A 16356-nucleotide genomic window follows, 5' to 3' on the forward strand; every position below is an offset into this window, starting at 1 on the left:
TCAGCGATCATCTGCGCGGTCATCCCACGCCCTGGCCAGACGAAGCTGACGAACGATGGCGTTGAATCCGGCGGTACATCCCTGCGCTCGACCAATCGCGTTTTCGCCCGACGCGGCGTCCCAGAACATTTCGAGCGGCCAGCGCTCGGGACAATGATGGAGCAGACAGCGCAGCGCCAGCCGTACCTCGACCGTGTCGACCTTGCTGGTCGTCGATCGTGTCATGGCCGCGCGCAGCACACGAATGGCGAGGTCGATGATCACGCGCTGATGGCGCGGGAGCTGTGTCGGCATCAGTGGAAATCGTGGCTGCGGATCGGGATTACATCCTCGGGATCGGCACCGCCGGCGAAGGGCGGATGATAGTGTGCGGCCGGGCGCGGCACCCAGCCTGGTTCACCGCGATCGGGCGACCCGCCATGCGTTGCGCCATCGCCTCGTCCGGTGCGATGCGGAAATTCCATCGACCCGATCTGGCGGAGCAGCGGCGTCAGATCCTCGATCCGGTCGACGATGACGTGGATGACCTCGCCTTCTTTCTGGAGGCGCCCTTTGAGGCTCACCATCGACGACGACATCACGACGCGCCGGTACTTTTCGAACCGGTCCGGCCAGATGATGCCCTGCGCGACCCCGCTTTCGTCCTCGATGGTGATGAACAGCACGCCCTTGGCGCTGCCGGGCTTCTGCCGGACCAGGATCACACCGGCGACCTCGACATGCCGCCCGTCGCGGATCGACCGAAGATCGCCGCAGGGCCGGATACCGCGCCGCGTGAGGTCATCGCGCAGGAAGGACACCGGATGGCCGCGCAGCGACAGCTGCAGCGTTCGATAGTCCTCGACCACTTCGCGCCCGTCGGTCAGCGGACGCAGCGCGACCAGCGGCTCGAGGCCTTCGGGACTGAATTGGGCCTCGCGGGTATCGGCCGCCGCAAATAGCGGCAGCGGCGCCTCGCCCAGCCCCCGCACTTTCCACAATCCCTGGCGCCGATCCTGGCCGAGTCCGTGAAAGGCATCGGCTTCGGCCAGCCGCTCGATCGCGGCGCGCGGGATCCCGGCGCGGCGCCAGACTTCCTCGACCGACGCATAGGGCACATCGCCGCGCGCCGAGACGATCGCGGCGCCGTGGATATTGGCAAGGCCGCGCACCTGCCGAAACCCGAGCCGGACGGCGAGATGACGCCCCTCGCCCCGCTCCAGCGTGCAATCCCAGCGGCTGGCGTTCACGCAGACCGGCCGAACCTCGACGCCGTGCGCCTGGGCATCCTGGACGATCTGCGCGGGTGCGTAGAACCCCATCGGCTGCGCGTTGAGGAGGGCTGCGCAAAACACGTCGGGGTGATGATGCTTCATCCACGAGCTCGCATAGGCGATCTTGGCGAACGAGGCGGCGTGGCTCTCGGGAAAGCCATAGCTCCCAAACCCTTCGATCTGCTTGAACGTGCGCTCGGCAAAATCCTGTGGATAGCCGCGCGATACCATACCGCCGACCAGCTTGTCGTAGAAATGCCCGACGCCACCGGTCAGCTTGAACGTCGACATCGCGCGCCGAAGCTGATCGGCCTCTGCGGGCATGAAGCCCGCGCCGACGATCGCGACCTTCATCACCTGCTCTTGGAACAGTGGCACGCCCAAGGTCTTCTCCAGCACCGCGCGCAGTTCGGGCTTGGGATATTCGGGCCGTTCCTTGCCTTCACGCCGCCTAAGATAGGGGTGCACCATGTCGCCCTGGATCGGTCCGGGCCGGACTATCGCGACCTCGATCACCAGGTCATAGAACTGTTTGGGCTTCATGCGCGGCAGCATGGACATCTGCGCGCGGCTCTCGATCTGGAACACGCCGAGCGTATCGGCTTGCTGGATCATCTTATAGACTTCGGGATCGTCGTCCTGCAGATCGGCCATGGCGATCCGGATGCCCTTATCCTGCTCGAGCAGAGCAAAAGCACGGTTCATGCAACCGAGCATGCCGAGACCCAGTACGTCGACCTTCATAAACTTCAGGGCGTCGATATCGTCCTTGTCCCATTCAATCACCTGACGGTCGACCATCGCCGCTGGCTCGATCGGTACGAGGTAGTCGAGCCGGTCGTGCGTCAACACGAATCCGCCGGGATGCTGTGACAGGTGCCGGGGCGTACCGATTAATTTACTCGCAAGATCAAGCGCCAAGCGAAGACGTCTGTCGCCGAGATTGAGGTTGAGTTCCTTTGCCTGCTTTTCACCGACCCCCTCTGCTGACCAGCCCCAGACCAGACCAGACAGCGACGCGGTCAAATCCTCGGGCAAGCCCATCGCCTTGCCGACTTCGCGGATCGCGCCGCGCGCGCGATAGCGGGTCACGACCGCCGTCAGCGCCGAATGATCGCGGCCGTAGGTCTCGTAAATCCACTGGATGATCTCCTCGCGGCGCTCATGCTCGAAATCGACGTCGATATCAGGCGGCTCGGGCCGTTCGCCCGACACGAAGCGTTCGAACAGCAATTCGTGGCGGATGGGATCGATCGAGGTAATACCGAGCACGAAGCACACGCAGCTATTGGCTGCCGATCCTCGTCCCTGGCACAAAATGCCGCGCCGCCGTGCTTCCTGCACGATCGCGTTCACGGTCAGGAAGTAGGGCGCGTAAGCTAGCTTACCGATCAGCGCGAGTTCGTGCGCGATCTGTTTCGCGTGCGCCTCGGGCACGCCGTCGGGAAACATGCGCTCGGCAGCCTCGTGCGAGAGGCGCTCCAGCGCCTGCTGCGCGGTCAGGCCGTCGAGCACGCGTTCGTGCGGATATTGATAGCTCAGCTCGCCAAGGTCGAAGGAGCAGGTCGCGGCGATATCGGCCGTTGCCTGGATCGCGTCCGGGAACGCCGCGAAGCGGCGTTCCATCTCGTCGGGCGACTTCAGGTGCCGATCGCCGTGACGCTCGCGCCGGAAGCCAAGCCGGTCGATCGTCGTGCCCTCGCGGATCGCGGTCACGACGTCCTGCAGCAAGCGCGCTTCGGGCGCATGATAGAGCACGTCGCCCGTGACGACCGCGCGAACACCGGCCGCCCGCGCCGCGTCTGCAAGACAATGTACACGCACCATGTCGTCGGGCCGCCGCCGCAAGGTGAGCGCGCAATAGCCGCGCGCGCCGAACACATCGCGCAGCTCGGCGAGGTCGCGCGCCACGCGTGCAGCCGGCATATCCGGGAGCAGGATCGCGATCAGCCCCTGCGCCCAATCTGCGACATCCGACCAGCGCAGATCGCAGCCGCCCTTTCCCGCCCGCGCCTTGCCCACCGTCAGCAGTCGGGTCATCCGCGACCAGGCGGCGCGATCGGTGGGATAGAGCAGCAACTGGCGGCCGTCGTCGAGTACGACCCGCGACCCGGGGATCAACCGGACCTTGGTCGCCTTCTGTCCTTCCCAGGCACGCACCATTCCGGCGACGGTGCCGAGATCGGTGATGCCGAGCGCGGTGTGTCCGAGCAACGCCGCCGCCGCGAAGAGCTCTTCCGGCGCGGATACGCCGCGCAAAAACGAGAAGTGGCTGGTGACCTGGAGCTCGACATAGCTAGCCACGGCCGGACCATCCCCGCCAAGCGAACTGGCGCCTGGACCCGACCCCGACTAGTTTGTGCCTGAGGGGGGATAAGTCATGCCGGCGTGCGCAACGACTTCTGGCGGCTCGCCGATCGTGTCCCTCGCCTTCTGGCTCGACCTTCGCGGCTATGGCGGGATGCTCAACAAGGCCGGTTTTGATCCTACCTGCCCCGAAGCCAAGGCGGCGCTCGACCGACTCTATGAGTTCCAGGCGATCGTGGCCGCGCATAGCCGCACGACCTTTCCGACGCTCGTCATCAATGACGGCGCAGTTGCCTATCGCGACATCGGCCTTCTCCGCAAAGACCGCGCATGGCTGTTCATCGAGCGGTGCTGGAATCTCTACCAGGAGACGTCGGCAGCGGACCGCAAGCTCAAGGGTGACGGGCTGCGCGGCGTCCTCGCTGTCGGGATGCGCGCGAAGGGCAGCAATCGCGGTATCGTGCGACAGAATGAGGAAATCGCCGCGATCATAGACGACCTGGCCGCTGACAAGATCACCGCTACAGAAGCCAAGACAGCGGCGTGGCGCGTCCGGCGTGTCAATGACATCGTGCCCCAATTGCAGGCAAATTTCGCCTTTTCGCGCGCCTATACTGCGGAGCAGAGCGCCATCGACGACGCGCGCAAGCTGATCGAGTCGCGGTTCTACCTCGACACGCGCGTGTTCAAGGATGGCATTCCCGACTGGATGACCGTCGGCCAGCCGATCCATTGGATGCCCAAGCCACACTGGCTGTCGAGCCTCGCCACGACGTTCGTCGAGGTGCAGGGCATCGAGGTATCGGCAGCCGGTCGGGAACAGGCGATAGGGACGGGCCGCGAGATGCTGGTGTCGATGCGCAAGGTCTAGCACGAGGCCGGTCATCCGAACCCCCCGTGCATCCACCAGCCGAGATCACCGGTTTCCGGTTCAACACCGTCGCCGCGCCGGAACACCCAGAAGCGCCGGCCTTTGCTGTCCTCGACGCGGTAATAGTCGCGGACAGCCCAGACCTCGCCGTCGCGCACCCACCATTCTCCGTGGATCCGCTCGGGTCCGTCACCGGCAACGACATCGTGCATTTCGCCCCGCCACACAAAGCGACGCGGCGGATGATCGGGGAGCAGCGCCACCACGCTCGCCAACGGCTCAGGACGAGCGAGCAGTCGCGCCGGGCGCTTCCAAGCCGGCCAGCCGATCGGCTTGCTCAATGCCGGCACCTGCGTGACCGCCCGCTCGGGCACGTCACTCTCGACCGATGACGCCTTGAACAGGGCGCGATGACCGATCCGCCCGGCCAACTGGTCGACGAGCGGCGCGAGATCGTTCGCCATCTCCCCTCCGGCGAGCGCAGGCCCGAGCATCTCGGCACCGAGCGGCTCGACATGGCTGGCGACAAGTCGTCCGGCCTCGATCCCCATGCCCGGCTCGATGGTCTCGAGCCGAAGGTGTAGAAGCTGCGACAGGTGGCGTGGATCGCGGCTGGCACGCGCCAGCCCGATGGCGAGCACGTGCTCGGTGCCATCGATGCGCAAGAGGATCAGCGAGACCTGCCTGGCCCCCAGCCCGCGCGCGCGCAGCGTGGCGGCAAGATCGTCAGCCAGATCGGTCATGACCCGTCCGATCGCCTCAGGCGTACCTATCGGCTCCAGCAGGCGACGCTCGGCGGTCGGTGCTTCGAACGGCACGACGCCTTCGATCGGCTCGGCCATACGCCCGATCGCCTGATCCAGCCGCTCGATCGCGGCGCGCCCGAGGCGGCGCGCGAGCGGCCCACGCGGCATAGGCAGCAGATCGGCGATACGATCCAGCCCGAACCGTTGCGCGGCCACCAGAGCCGATGGATCGAGCCGCAACGCGGCGACCGGCAAGGGCGCGATCGCTTCGATCGTGCCGCCCGGCGGCACGATCGTGATCGCAGCATGCCCATAGCGCGCGAGCGCATGCGCGGCACCCGGCGTGTCGCCAATCGCGATCCGTGCGGTGAGCCCGAGCCGCGCGCAGAAACGCTGCAAGCGATCACAGAACCGCCGCTCGCCACCGAACAGATGCGTGGTCCCGGTCAGGTCGAAAAACAGACCGTCGGGTGCGGAAACGCACGCGGTAGGCGTCCAATGGCGGACAGCATGCAAGGCAAGGCGCTCGAGCGCCGCACGGTCCGCGGTGCAATCCGCCGGCCGCAAGTCGAGGTCGGCAACGAGGGCGCGCGCATGGGTGACCGGCATGCCGGGCGCGACCCCAATGGCAATCGCGTCGGCATTGGCGGCATAGATGACGTGGCGCTGGCCCTGCTGGATGCCGAGCGCAAACGGGCGCGAGGCAGCGAACATGGGCGCGATCGGCCGAGAAGCCGCTCGGACCCCATCATCGCCACGCAACGTCCGGAACGGATGGCCCGCTGCCTCCGACCGCCGACCGAGCTCGCGCGCGGGCGGTCGGCGATGCGTCGCATCGCCATCCTGCGCCCAGCGAGCACCGGGCCGCCATCCACCGCCCCGCGGCGCCGAACACGCCCCGGGATCGTCGTCTACCGGCAGCGCCCGCGCGCGCGCCTCAGGCAGCGCGAGCTTGATCTCCTGCCCCAACCGCTCGATCGGCAGATGGGGCAGGAAGACCGAGGCGACCCTGCGCATCGCAGCCCTCCACGACCAGACTGAAAGGATTTCCATTGCGCTGACGAACGAGTTCGACGAACCAGCGCGAACGACCGACCCCGGCAATGCCGAGCGGTGCCGACGACGCGCAACCGATCCGCCACCGCGTCGTCGCGGCAGAGGGTTCACCCAACGGACACGCGCCGAGCTTCTTCCGACGCCGCAGAAGCAAGGCTGGCGTCTTGCCGTCGGCGGCGGCCAGCTGAAGCCGCCGCGACGCGGTCATATCGACGCGACGCGTTTCGCCGACGACGGCCGACAGCCCGCCATGGCGAAGCGCATCCTCCATCACCGCAAGCAATTCGCGCTCATCGCGCGCCTGGGCAAATACCAGTCGATCAGGCGAGAGCCCGGCTTGTTCAAGACCCGGGGCGTAAAGATCGAACCGCGTAAGTGCCCACAACACCGGCGCCAGCGGCGCTGCGCGCGCCGCGATCCCGGCGAGAAACAACGTCGTCGCGGCATCCTCGGCAAGGCTTGGCGCCGCAGCGGCGACCTCATGCAATCCGCCGACTGCCAGCCCCTTGTCAGCCAGCCGGTGGTCGATCGCCTCGACGCCGAACGCCACTACACCACCGACGCGCGCCGGCGCGTCGAGCGCGGCGATACGCCGTCGGAGATCGGCGATAGGATCGAGGCAGGCAGCGGTTTCCATCAGGACTCATAGAATCATATGTTCCTATTATGTTCCGCCTCGATCGATCATTCGTCAAGCGACCACCGATGTTTCTTCCACAGCTTCGCGGTCATCATGCCAATCCCCAATGCCGTCGGTGCTTGCGCAGATACGAGATTTGCCGCCTCGATGGTTGCCTGCGGAGCGACCGGGGCAATCCGAATAGTTCACGATCGCTCTTCGGCACGAGGCGTGACACGAGCATTTTTCCGTCATCGTCGAACGAAATGAGGCCGCGATCGAACAAGGCGTCGAGTTCCGCCGTCAACAGCAATCCGTTATTTGCATCAAGACGTTCGCGATCGTTGCTCTGTTTCCATGCGAGAATATGGGATGCCATCAGCACCGGCCCCAGTGCGCTCCCCGACACAGCGCAGGCATCGTTCCACAGCCGCTCGACATCGCGCCGGAATCGACCCTGCCCGAGGCGCGCTTCGACCAATTGAAGCCTAGTTGTCGGTTTCAGATCCTTCCGCTTGGCAAGCGTCGACAGATCTCCGGCTACAGCTTCTTCATCGCTTGTCTCAATTTCAGCGCGTACTCTCTGCCACTGCGGGGTCCGCTGCGCCGCCGGCACCGAGTCGAGCATCATGAGGGCCTGTCGCTCGTCCAGAACGGTGTAGCTGTCGAACATGGTGAGCAACTTTTGAGTCCCGCGCAGCCGTTGCGAATCGAGCGGCGCCGGCGTTTGGAGCCAAAAGAACGTCTCGGCCGGGCATCGCCAGTTGGGAATCCAGTTCAGATCACCCCGCCATACCTTGTCGAATGCTGCTCGATTGGCGTGAAGCGTCCGAACGCGCGGTACCGCCCAAACGTCATCGCCGAGCCGCTTTAAGTCGAGCTGATCCACCAGGCGGCGTCGCTGCGGTTCATCGTTCTTGAGCCAAGTGGCATTGGCCGCGACACCGACCAACTCCTGCACATTGTCGTGCGACGCGTACATGAACACAACAATCCGGCCCGCTTCATCCTCGACCGGCGCATTCCCGACGCCCTCGGTATGGAAAACGCGGTGCTCAGCGCCGTCTTCGACAAAACGCATGCCGGGCGCGTTATTCCACTCTTCGTGACCGAAGCCGTTGGCCTTGGGGAAGCCGGAATGCACCTTGACGCCTGATGGCCGGACATAGCCGTCGCGATTCCAGATGATCGGCTTTGCCAATAGCAGCGCCATTCAGTCCGTCCTCTCCAGGGCGATAGAGTAGGACTTATGCAATCTGACAGAGCATCTACGCAAATCGATCAACGGCAAGCGAGCGAAACGTAATCGACCAGCGCGGTCGCTCCATCTCGACGATGCTGTGCTCCCACTCGTGCCGGACCTCGCCCGCAAGGTGGTAGATCGACCGCGGTTCGAGCGGCGCCGACACACGTTCGAAACCGCTCCTCTTACGCCGGCGCAGCCGGAGCGTCGCCGGCTCGCCGAGCGAGATCCCCACAACATCCTCATAGACCGGGCGATCGCGGTGCCAGCCAATCCCGGCACCGGGATCGTATCGGATCACCAGCGCCTGCACCAAGGCATCCGGTGCAAGCCGGGCGAATGACGCTGCGCGCTCGCGCACGTCCAGCAGCCAGTCCGGAAGCGGATCGGCCGGCTCCATCCGGCCGCGCTCGAAGTCGTAGCGCGATCCGAACGAGGCCGTCAGGCGCTTACCGAGCCACCCCTGAAACTTGAATGAATCGAGGGCACTCGTGTCGATATGTGCGATCAGCGCCTGCTCCTCACCTCGCGATATGATGTCGGGCGCGCTTGCAAAGCCGGGGACCAGGGGCGACCCGAACAGGTCGCCGACTATCGCGTTCACCAGGGCAACTCCGCCACGAACTCGACCAGCTCACCGAAGCTGGCGTCGTCGAACCCGAACCCGTGATCGGTCTCGATCAATTGGGCCAGCGCCGCCGCGTCCATCAAATGCTCGGCATCGAGCTGGTGCTCCGGATCGTGAGCGGCCTGCCACCGCTCGAGCGCCGCACGACGAACCGACGCTGCCGACCCTTCCGGGCAGGCGGCGAAATCGGCGACCGTCACCGGCACCGCATTGATCGCGGCCAAATTACAACCGGCAGGCGCAAGCGCCTCCATCATTGACATCACCGTTCCTCGATTGTCAGAGCGCCAATTCTGCCTGCGGCGCAGGCTCGCCCTCCCACAGTTCGGCCTTGAAGGTGTGTTCGGGAAGCGCCATCAGAATTTCGATTTCGGGCACTTTGTAATCAAGCCAGTCCATTTGGCGGCCGCGCGGGATGACCACCATCTGCCGCTCGGCATAGGGCCGCACATCTTCGTTCGCCTCGACCGTCAGCGCCGCATAGGCGCTCTGCCAGCGCGGCGTCGCCGGACGCCAAATGCCGGCCAGATAGAAATGCTCGCCATCGATCCTGGTGAAGCGAAAGCGCTGACCCTTACGGATGTGAAAGAACTCCGAGGCGGGCACCAGGCAGCGATTTCGGTCGAACGTGCGCCCCTCGGCACGAATGACTTCGAACGGCCGCTCCTCGGGCCAGGCCGGTTCCAGCCCCCAAATCAGATTGACCATTTCCAGCGCGCGATCGCGTCCATAGCGCACGACCGCACCTGGGGCGCCAATCCGATCAGCGTGGGTCGTCTTGTTCGTCATCGCTCGACCTTCCCGGCAGCACCGCCACCGACTACGTTCAACCTCAACGCATGCGACGTCGTCCAGTCGCCACGACTCGAATGGTAAGAACATAGCAGGAACGCGCCGCCACTACAAAGGCGCCAAAGGGATCGCCGGAATGTGCAACGACTATCGCCTGAATGTCGATCTCGACACGATCGCCGGCGACTTCAGCGATCTCAAGATCAAGATCGACTTCCCCGACGGCGTGCCCAATGTCGAAGCGCGCGATGATATCAAGATCACCGATGTCGCGCCGATCGTCCGCAGCGGTTCGGCGCCGGGTATCGCACAACTGGTACAGCGACGATGGTCGTGGCCGGGCCCGACCGGCAAACCCGTCTATAACTTCCGCTCCGAAGGCCGGACATTCGGCGACAATCGGTGCCTCATCATCGCCGACGGCTTCTACGAGTTTACCGAGCCGGAAGCGGTCGAGGGTGCGCCCAGGAAGAAGCTCAAGGACAAGTGGCTCTTCACCCTCAAGGACCACGACTGGTTCTGCATTGCCGGCATCTGGCGCACAGACCCCAAGGTCGGCGAGGCCTTCACGATGCTGACGACGGAACCCGGCCCCGATGTCGCCCCCTATCACGACCGCCAGATCGTGGTGCTCCCCCGAAGCGATTGGGCCCGATGGCTCGATCCGACGACGCCTGCCGCGGACGTGCTTCATTCCCTCCCGCAAGGGAGCCTGGACGTCGTCCGTGTGCGTTGAGGGCGGATGGAGCATCCCGTCACGCCCGATCGCCGATACTTCGTCGTGCGAGGCCGATTGTGGCGGCGCGCCAATCCGCACCTGAGCGAGCGCGAGCGCAGCCGGCTCGTCTCGGCCTTGATGACGGCGCGCCGCGATGTCGCTGCGGCCAAGCGGGACAACGACCCCGATGCCGAGCATGACGCGCGAGCGCGCGTCGATGCGGCAAAGCGCGCGTTGGGCGAACGCGGACCCGTCTGGTGGGACGATGGAGCGCCGGACCTCAATCGCCACCTCGTCCGCAACACGAGCTATGCCGGATGGTACGCCGGACTAGCGTGAAACGCTTAAACCGGCCGGCGACCGGTTGCGAAACCGAGTCGGCCTCGACCCGCCGAAACGCCCGCCGTGACCTGCCGAGGCGCAGACCGAAGCGACAAAAAGCCCACGCAATCGACCCCACCGGTCGCACGGATGGGGTCAAGGCGTGGGCCCTATCTATTTCATACGTGTTTCATACGATGGACCACGCTTCGAGCTAAGTGCTTGAAAACGTGGTGGGCGCGACAGGGATTGAACCTGTGACCCCACCCGTGTGAAGGGTGTGCTCTACCGCTGAGCTACGCGCCCGATCGCGAACCAATCCCGGCATCGCAAAAGGAATGGGGCGACGTTTGGCGCCGCCCCGTTGTCATCGCCTTAAGACGATCACCGCGATCTTGTCCAGCCCCCGAAAGGGCGGGCAGCAATCAGTTGACCGAATCCTTCAGACCCTTGCCGGCCTTGAACTTGGGCTGGGTCGACGCCTTGATCGTCATCGGCTCGCCGGTGCGCGGATTGCGGCCGGTCGAGGCCTTGCGCTTCGAAACCGAGAAAGTGCCGAAACCGACCAGGCGAACCTCGTCGCCCTTCTTGAGCGCGCCGCCGATCACGTCGAATACGGCTTCCACGGCCTTGCTGGCATCGCCTTTGCTGAGGCCTGCCGTGTCGGCAACGGCGCTGATCAGCTCCTGCTTGTTCATCGTCCTCGAAACCCCCGTTTAGAGTGCGTTACGCGTTTGCTACTGGAATAAGACTCGCGGCCCGAGGCCGGGCGCGCAGTAACGCCGCTCGGGGGGAACGAGTCAAAACAAATCCGCCGCAAAGCCGACCGTAACGATCGAATTTGCGGCGGATGGTTTCGTCGCGTCCCGTTTCAGCACGGGTTGAACGATTGCGGGTCGGCTGCGCCGCCCCGACCAACCCTAGTGCGGCAGCTCGCTTGCCGGGGCGATGTTCGCCGGCGGTTGCGCCGCCAGCTCGTCGGCCTCGGTCCAGTCGATCGCTTCGAGCGGCTCGGTCAGCGCGAGCCGCAGCACTTCGTCGACATGCTCGACCGGAATGATCTTCAGCCCCTGGCGGATATTGGCCGGGATCTCGACGAGATCCTTTTCATTATCCTTGGGGATCAGCACCGTCTCGATACCCCCACGAAGGGCGGCGAGCAGCTTTTCCTTGAGGCCGCCGATCGGTAGCACGCGGCCGCGCAGGGTGACCTCGCCGGTCATCGCAACTTCCCGCCGCACCGGCACGCCGGTCATCGTAGAGACGATCGAGGTGACAAGGCCGATGCCCGCCGACGGACCGTCCTTGGGCACCGCGCCCTCGGGCAGGTGGACGTGGATGTCCTTGCGCGCGAACAGGCTCGGCTTGATGCCATAGGACGGCGCCCGCGCCTGGACGAAGCTCATCGCTGCCTGGACGCTTTCCTTCATCACGTCGCCGAGCTTGCCGGTCGTCTTGACCATGCCCTTGCCCGGCACCGTGACGCTTTCGATCGTCAGCAACTCGCCGCCGACCTCGGTCCAGGCAAGCCCGGTGACCGCGCCGATCTGATGCTCCTTTTCCGACAGGCCGTGGCGATATTTCAGGACGCCGGCATATTCGTGGAGATTGTCGGGCGTAATCGTCACGCTCTCGACCTTGCCCTCGAGGATCTGGCGCAGCGCCTTTCTGATCAGCTTGGCGATCTCACGCTCGAGCGTACGGACGCCGGCTTCGCGCGTATAGTGCTGGATCAGCGCGCGCAGACCTTCGCTGGTTAGCGTGAACTCGCCATCCTTCAGCCCATGCGCCTCGACCTGCTTGGCGATGAGATGCCGCTCGGCGATCTCGACCTTCTCGTCCTCGGTATATCCCTCGAGACGGATGATCTCCATGCGGTCGAGCAACGGCTGCGGCAAGTTCAACGAGTTGGCGGTGGTCACGAACATCACGTCCGAGAGGTCGATGTCGATCTCGAGATAATGGTCGTTGAACTTGTTGTTCTGCTCCGGATCGAGCACCTCGAGCAGCGCCGAGGCGGGATCGCCACGGAAGTCCTGGCCGAGCTTGTCGATCTCGTCGAGCAGGAACAGCGGATTGCTTGTCCCAGCCTTTTTCAGGTTCGAGACGATCTTGCCCGGCAGCGAGCCGATATAGGTGCGGCGATGGCCACGGATCTCGGCCTCGTCGCGCACGCCGCCCAAAGACTGGCGGATGAACTCGCGCCCGGTCGCTTTGGCAATCGACTTGCCGAGCGAGGTCTTGCCGACGCCGGGAGGCCCGACGAGGCACAGGATCGGCCCCTTCAGCTTGTTGGTGCGCGCCTGGACCGCGAGATATTCGACGATCCGGTCCTTGACCTTCTCGAGCGCATAATGGTCCTCGTCGAGCACGGCCTGGGCCGCAGCAATGTCCTTCTTGAGCTTGGACTTCTTGCCCCAGGGCAGGCCGAGCAGGACGTCGAGATAATTGCGCACGACGGTGGCTTCGGCTGACATCGGCGCCATCGTCTTCAATTTCTTCAGCTCGGCGGTCGCCTTGGTGCGCGCCTCCTTGCTGAGCTTGAGCGTGGCGATCTTCTGGGTCAGCTCGGCGATCTCGTCGCCATCGCCCTCGTCCGCCTCATTGCCCAGCTCGCGCTGAATCGCCTTCAGCTGCTCGTTGAGATAATATTCCCGCTGGGTCTTCTCCATCTGGCGCTTGACCCGCGACTTGATCTTCTTCTCGACCTGCAACACGCCGAGTTCGCCTTCCATGAAGGCATAGACCATTTCGAGCCGCTTCGACTGGTCGAGCTCGACCAGCAACGCCTGCTTCTCGGCGACCTTGATCGCGATATTGCCGGCAATCGAATCCGCCAGCCGCGACGGCTCCTCGATCTCGCTCAGCTGCACCGCGGTCTCCGCCGGCAGCTTGCGATTAAGCTTCGAATAGGATTCGAACTGCTCGACCACCGAGCGCATCAGCGCCTGGATCTCGACGCCCTTCACGGGCTCTTCCTCGATCCGCTCGATCTCGGCGGTGAGATGGTCGCCGGCGCCCGACAAGGTCTTCAATGTGGCGCGCGCCTTGCCCTCGACCAGCACGCGGACAGTGCCGTCGGGGAGCTTCAGCAGCTGCAGGATCGTCGCGACGACGCCCATGTCGTACAGGTCGTCGCGCTGGGGGTCGTCCTGCGCGGGGTCGAGCTGTGCGACCAGGAAAATCTCCTTGTCGGCGGCCATCGCGCTTTCCAGCGCGGCAACCGACTTGTCGCGGCCGACGAACAGCGGCACGATCATATGGGGAAACACCACGATGTCGCGCAGCGGCAATACGGGGAAGGATTGGGTAGTCATGGATACTCCGGGGGCGCCCAACCGGGGCGCTTTTGTCTTTCTATATGGGAAGCGTGAGCGTTCCATCAATCTCCCAGGCCTTTTCGCACCCGGATTGGTGGGGATAAGCCTGATCGCCGCTGCCACCGCCGGCGCGGCCAGCCTGCCCAAGAAAGGTGAGCCCCCGCTGACCGCGCAGACCCAGCGATCGGGTGGGCCGGTCGATCCCGACCAGGCGAAAATGCGGTTCGACAGCGCCGATCTGTCGTTCGAGGTGCTGCCGGAAACCGAGCAACTCAAGGCGGTTGCGGTGGAAAGCTTCACGCCCAAGGCGCCGGCCGACAAATTGGTGATCGATCTCGACAAGAACCTCGGACCGAGCGCGATCGCGATCGACGGGAAAAAGCTGCCGGCGAGCGCATGGTCGAATCCCGAGGGCCGGCTGACGATCAACCTCCCGCGCACTTATTCGGCGGGCGAACGGATCACTGCGACGATCGTTTACGGCGGCGTGCCGCACGTCGCGGTCAATGCGCCTTGGGACGACGGCGTGGTCTGGTCGAAGACCAGGGACGGCCGCCTGTGGTTCGCTACCACGAGCGAAGGCTATGGCTGCGACATATTGTGGCCCTGCTTCGACTTCCCCGAGGGGGAGCCGGGCAAGGTGGCGCTGCACATCACCGTCCCGAAAGGGCTGAAGGCCCCTTCCAACGGTGTGTTCAAGGGGATCGACACCGGGGCCGACGGACGCGAGACGTGGAACTGGGAAATCAAGCATCCCAACACCTATGCGATCGCGCTCAACGTGGCGCCCTACGAAGTGATTTCGGGCGAGTATAAGAGCCGCTTCGGCAACACCATTCCGATGTTCTACTGGTACCTGCCCGGCGAAGAGGAACAGGCGAAGAAGCTGTTTGCCGAATTCGCCCCCACGCTCGATTTCTTCGAAAGCAATATCGGCCCCTACCCGTTCGGCGACGAGAAGGTCGGGGTGGTCGAGACGCCGCATCTCGGCATGGAGCACCAGACGATCAATGCTTACGGCAACGCCTACAAAAAGGCGCCCGAAGGGTTCGACTGGCTGTTCCAGCACGAATTCAGTCATGAATGGTTCGGCAACCAGGTGACTGCGGCCAATTGGGACGATTACTGGATCCACGAAGGCTATGGCGAGTATATGCAGCCCGCTTACGGCCTGTGGCGCGAAGGCTATGCCCGCTACGCGACGATGATGGACGATCAGCGCAACAAGATCGTCGACGCGGTGCCGATCACACGCGGCCGCTGGATCACCGAGGAAGAGGTATACGAGCCGAGCAAGGGCGGCCCCGGCGGGGATATCTATTACAAGGGGGCGTGGATGCTCCACACCCTGCGCTGGCTGATCGGCGACAAGCAATTCTGGGACGTGACGCGGCTCGAAGTCTATGGCCGCCCCGATCCCAAGCCGGGCAATTTCACGCCACGCTTCGGCTCGACCCGCGACTATGAGGACAATGTCCGGAAAGTCACCGGCAAGAACCTGGACTGGTTCTTCGACGTCTATCTGCGCAAGGCCGATCTGCCCGAGCTGGTCGAGGCGCGGAGCGGCGACAAGCTCAACCTGTTCTGGCTGACACCCGACAAGCTCCCCTTCCCGATGCCGATCGAAGTCCTGGTCGATGATCGGCTGATGAAGGTCGACATGCCGGACGGCACCGCGACGATTGACGTGCCCGCGGGCGCGCATGTGGTGGTCGACCCCTATGCGCGCGTGCTAAAACGATCGCGCGCGGTCGAGGATTATCAGGCAGGCTTGCGCAAACGCCAATAAGTGTATTGCGCATATAACACGCTTCCGGCATAGTGCGTGCGATGCAGCACGCTTTCCCGAACGACGCCGTCGCCCTGCCCGGTATCGCCGCGATCATGGTCGGCTTCCTGGCCTTTTTCGTCGCATTGATGGCGGCGCGGCATCGCGCCGGAAAAGCTGGCGCCGCCCCCGTGTCGCAGCGCGCCTCGATCACCTGGCTGTGGATCGTGGTTCAGGGGATCGGCATCGGCATTTCGGGATTCGGCCCGGTGCGGGTCGAGCTCGACCCATTATCCGCCATGGCGATTACCGAGGCCGTGATCGTATTGGCCCTGATGCTCGGCGCGGTGTGGCTGTTCGATGCCTCGTCCTATGCGATGGGCAAGAATTGGGCATTGGTCGCGCGGACTCGCGCCGATCACACATTGGTCCAGTCGGGGCCTTTCGCGGTCGTCCGCAACCCGATCTATGTCGCCCTATTCGGCTTCATGATCGCGATGGCGATCGCGTTCGGCCACACGCGCAACCTGATCGTCGCCATACCAATCTATGCCCTCGGCACCTGGATGCGAGTCAGTCATGAAGAGCGTTTGCTCAGGACGCAGTTCGGCGCGGCTTATGACGACTATGCGGCGCGCGTGAAAAGGTTCGTGCCGGGAGTTTGTTAACCGCGGCGTCAATCTGTCATCCCCGCGCAAGCGGGGATGACAGCAG

The 16356-nt window shown here is 64.4% G+C and carries 14 protein-coding genes, 1 tRNA gene and 1 pseudogene; 5 read left to right on the forward strand and 11 right to left on the reverse strand.

Annotated elements, in window-relative coordinates:
• Together SPR01S_RS03620 and SPR01S_RS03625 are read right to left on the reverse strand one after the other, a co-directional pair.
• Positions 1-294 (reverse strand): hypothetical protein, encoded by a 294-nt coding sequence (locus tag SPR01S_RS03620; RefSeq protein WP_066585074.1) that lies wholly within the window; start codon positions 292-294, stop codon positions 1-3.
• The gene (locus SPR01S_RS03625; protein ID WP_066585076.1) at positions 294-3557 is read right to left on the reverse strand and encodes an error-prone DNA polymerase; all 3264 of its coding nucleotides are present in this window, start codon (positions 3555-3557) and stop codon (positions 294-296) included. Before SPR01S_RS03625 ends, SPR01S_RS03620 begins: the two co-directional genes overlap by 1 nt.
• Before the next feature lie 76 nt (positions 3558-3633).
• Here SPR01S_RS03625 and SPR01S_RS03630 point away from each other — a divergent pair, with 76 nt between their 5' ends.
• The gene (locus tag SPR01S_RS03630) at positions 3634-4431 is read left to right on the forward strand and encodes a hypothetical protein (protein ID WP_066585086.1); all 798 of its coding nucleotides are present in this window, start codon (positions 3634-3636) and stop codon (positions 4429-4431) included.
• A gap of 539 nt (positions 4432-4970) precedes the next feature.
• Here SPR01S_RS03630 and SPR01S_RS03635 read toward each other — a convergent pair.
• The 6 genes and pseudogenes from SPR01S_RS03635 to SPR01S_RS03660 all read right to left on the reverse strand — a co-directional run.
• Positions 4971-6230 (reverse strand): annotated as a pseudogene (locus SPR01S_RS03635) (Y-family DNA polymerase); the annotation flags it as partial.
• Positions 6115-6870, reverse strand: coding sequence for an ImuA family protein (locus tag SPR01S_RS03640; RefSeq protein ID WP_066585088.1), 756 nt, complete (start codon positions 6868-6870; stop codon positions 6115-6117). The gene SPR01S_RS03640 and the pseudogene SPR01S_RS03635, both read right to left, overlap by 116 nt.
• Positions 6871-6964: 94 nt before the next feature.
• Positions 6965-8065, reverse strand: coding sequence for an HNH endonuclease (locus tag SPR01S_RS03645; protein WP_066585089.1), 1101 nt, complete (start codon positions 8063-8065; stop codon positions 6965-6967).
• 55 nt (positions 8066-8120) lie between these two features.
• Positions 8121-8699, reverse strand: coding sequence for an alpha-ketoglutarate-dependent dioxygenase AlkB (locus SPR01S_RS03650; RefSeq protein WP_369405258.1), 579 nt, complete (start codon positions 8697-8699; stop codon positions 8121-8123).
• Complete coding sequence (locus SPR01S_RS03655; protein ID WP_157081909.1) at positions 8696-8986, reverse strand: hypothetical protein; 291 nt, start codon at positions 8984-8986, stop codon at positions 8696-8698. The genes SPR01S_RS03650 and SPR01S_RS03655 overlap by 4 nt, the downstream gene beginning before the upstream one ends.
• 16 nt (positions 8987-9002) lie before the next feature.
• Entirely contained in the window at positions 9003-9512 is a 510-nt protein-coding gene (locus tag SPR01S_RS03660) for an SOS response-associated peptidase family protein (protein WP_066585093.1), read from the reverse strand.
• A 139-nt stretch (positions 9513-9651) separates the two neighbouring features.
• Here SPR01S_RS03660 and SPR01S_RS03665 point away from each other — a divergent pair, with 139 nt between their 5' ends.
• Both SPR01S_RS03665 and SPR01S_RS03670 read left to right on the forward strand, forming a co-directional pair.
• A complete protein-coding gene (locus SPR01S_RS03665; protein ID WP_066585095.1) occupies positions 9652-10251 on the forward strand; it encodes an SOS response-associated peptidase in 600 nt (199 codons plus the stop codon).
• 6 nt (positions 10252-10257) lie between these two features.
• Positions 10258-10572 (forward strand): hypothetical protein, encoded by a 315-nt coding sequence (locus tag SPR01S_RS03670; protein WP_066585104.1) that lies wholly within the window; start codon positions 10258-10260, stop codon positions 10570-10572.
• A 213-nt stretch (positions 10573-10785) separates the two neighbouring features.
• Here the strand turns inward: SPR01S_RS03670 and SPR01S_RS03675 are convergent.
• The 3 genes from SPR01S_RS03675 to lon all read right to left on the reverse strand — a co-directional run bounded on the left by SPR01S_RS03675 (position 10786) and on the right by lon (position 13871).
• A tRNA-Val gene (locus SPR01S_RS03675) sits at positions 10786-10860 on the reverse strand.
• A 119-nt stretch (positions 10861-10979) separates the two neighbouring features.
• Positions 10980-11252 carry an HU family DNA-binding protein gene (locus tag SPR01S_RS03680; RefSeq protein WP_066585106.1) on the reverse strand — a complete coding sequence of 91 codons (273 nt, stop codon included), beginning with the start codon at positions 11250-11252 and terminating at the stop codon, positions 10980-10982.
• A 222-nt stretch (positions 11253-11474) separates the two neighbouring features.
• Entirely contained in the window at positions 11475-13871 is a 2397-nt protein-coding gene (gene lon / locus SPR01S_RS03685; protein WP_066585108.1) for an endopeptidase La, read from the reverse strand.
• Positions 13872-13965: 94 nt separating this feature from the next.
• Between lon and SPR01S_RS03690 the strand changes: the two genes are divergently transcribed.
• Complete coding sequence (locus SPR01S_RS03690) at positions 13966-15663, forward strand: M1 family metallopeptidase (protein WP_245661852.1); 1698 nt, start codon at positions 13966-13968, stop codon at positions 15661-15663.
• A 41-nt stretch (positions 15664-15704) separates the two neighbouring features.
• Positions 15705-16310, forward strand: coding sequence for a methyltransferase family protein (locus tag SPR01S_RS03695; RefSeq protein ID WP_066585113.1), 606 nt, complete (start codon positions 15705-15707; stop codon positions 16308-16310).
• Positions 16311-16356 lie beyond the last annotated feature (46 nt).

It is taken from the genome of Sphingomonas pruni NBRC 15498 (genome assembly GCF_001598455.1).
Lineage (GTDB): Bacteria > Pseudomonadota > Alphaproteobacteria > Sphingomonadales > Sphingomonadaceae > Sphingomonas > Sphingomonas pruni.

What these genes read in the sequence shown, in the direction of transcription:
- SPR01S_RS03620 (WP_066585074.1), bottom strand. Translation starts at nt 294, where the DNA reads ATGCCGACACAGCTCCCGCGCCATCAGCGCGTGATCATCGACCTCGCC.
- SPR01S_RS03630 (WP_066585086.1), top strand. Translation starts at nt 3,634, where the DNA reads ATGCCGGCGTGCGCAACGACTTCTGGCGGCTCGCCGATCGTGTCCCTC.
- SPR01S_RS03640 (WP_066585088.1), bottom strand. Translation starts at nt 6,870, where the DNA reads ATGGAAACCGCTGCCTGCCTCGATCCTATCGCCGATCTCCGACGGCGT.
- SPR01S_RS03645 (WP_066585089.1), bottom strand. Translation starts at nt 8,065, where the DNA reads ATGGCGCTGCTATTGGCAAAGCCGATCATCTGGAATCGCGACGGCTAT.
- SPR01S_RS03655 (WP_157081909.1), bottom strand. Translation starts at nt 8,986, where the DNA reads ATGTCAATGATGGAGGCGCTTGCGCCTGCCGGTTGTAATTTGGCCGCG.
- SPR01S_RS03660 (WP_066585093.1), bottom strand. Translation starts at nt 9,512, where the DNA reads ATGACGAACAAGACGACCCACGCTGATCGGATTGGCGCCCCAGGTGCG.
- SPR01S_RS03665 (WP_066585095.1), top strand. Translation starts at nt 9,652, where the DNA reads ATGTGCAACGACTATCGCCTGAATGTCGATCTCGACACGATCGCCGGC.
- SPR01S_RS03670 (WP_066585104.1), top strand. Translation starts at nt 10,258, where the DNA reads ATGGAGCATCCCGTCACGCCCGATCGCCGATACTTCGTCGTGCGAGGC.
- SPR01S_RS03680 (WP_066585106.1), bottom strand. Translation starts at nt 11,252, where the DNA reads ATGAACAAGCAGGAGCTGATCAGCGCCGTTGCCGACACGGCAGGCCTC.
- lon (WP_066585108.1), bottom strand. Translation starts at nt 13,871, where the DNA reads ATGACTACCCAATCCTTCCCCGTATTGCCGCTGCGCGACATCGTGGTG.
- SPR01S_RS03695 (WP_066585113.1), top strand. Translation starts at nt 15,705, where the DNA reads ATGCAGCACGCTTTCCCGAACGACGCCGTCGCCCTGCCCGGTATCGCC.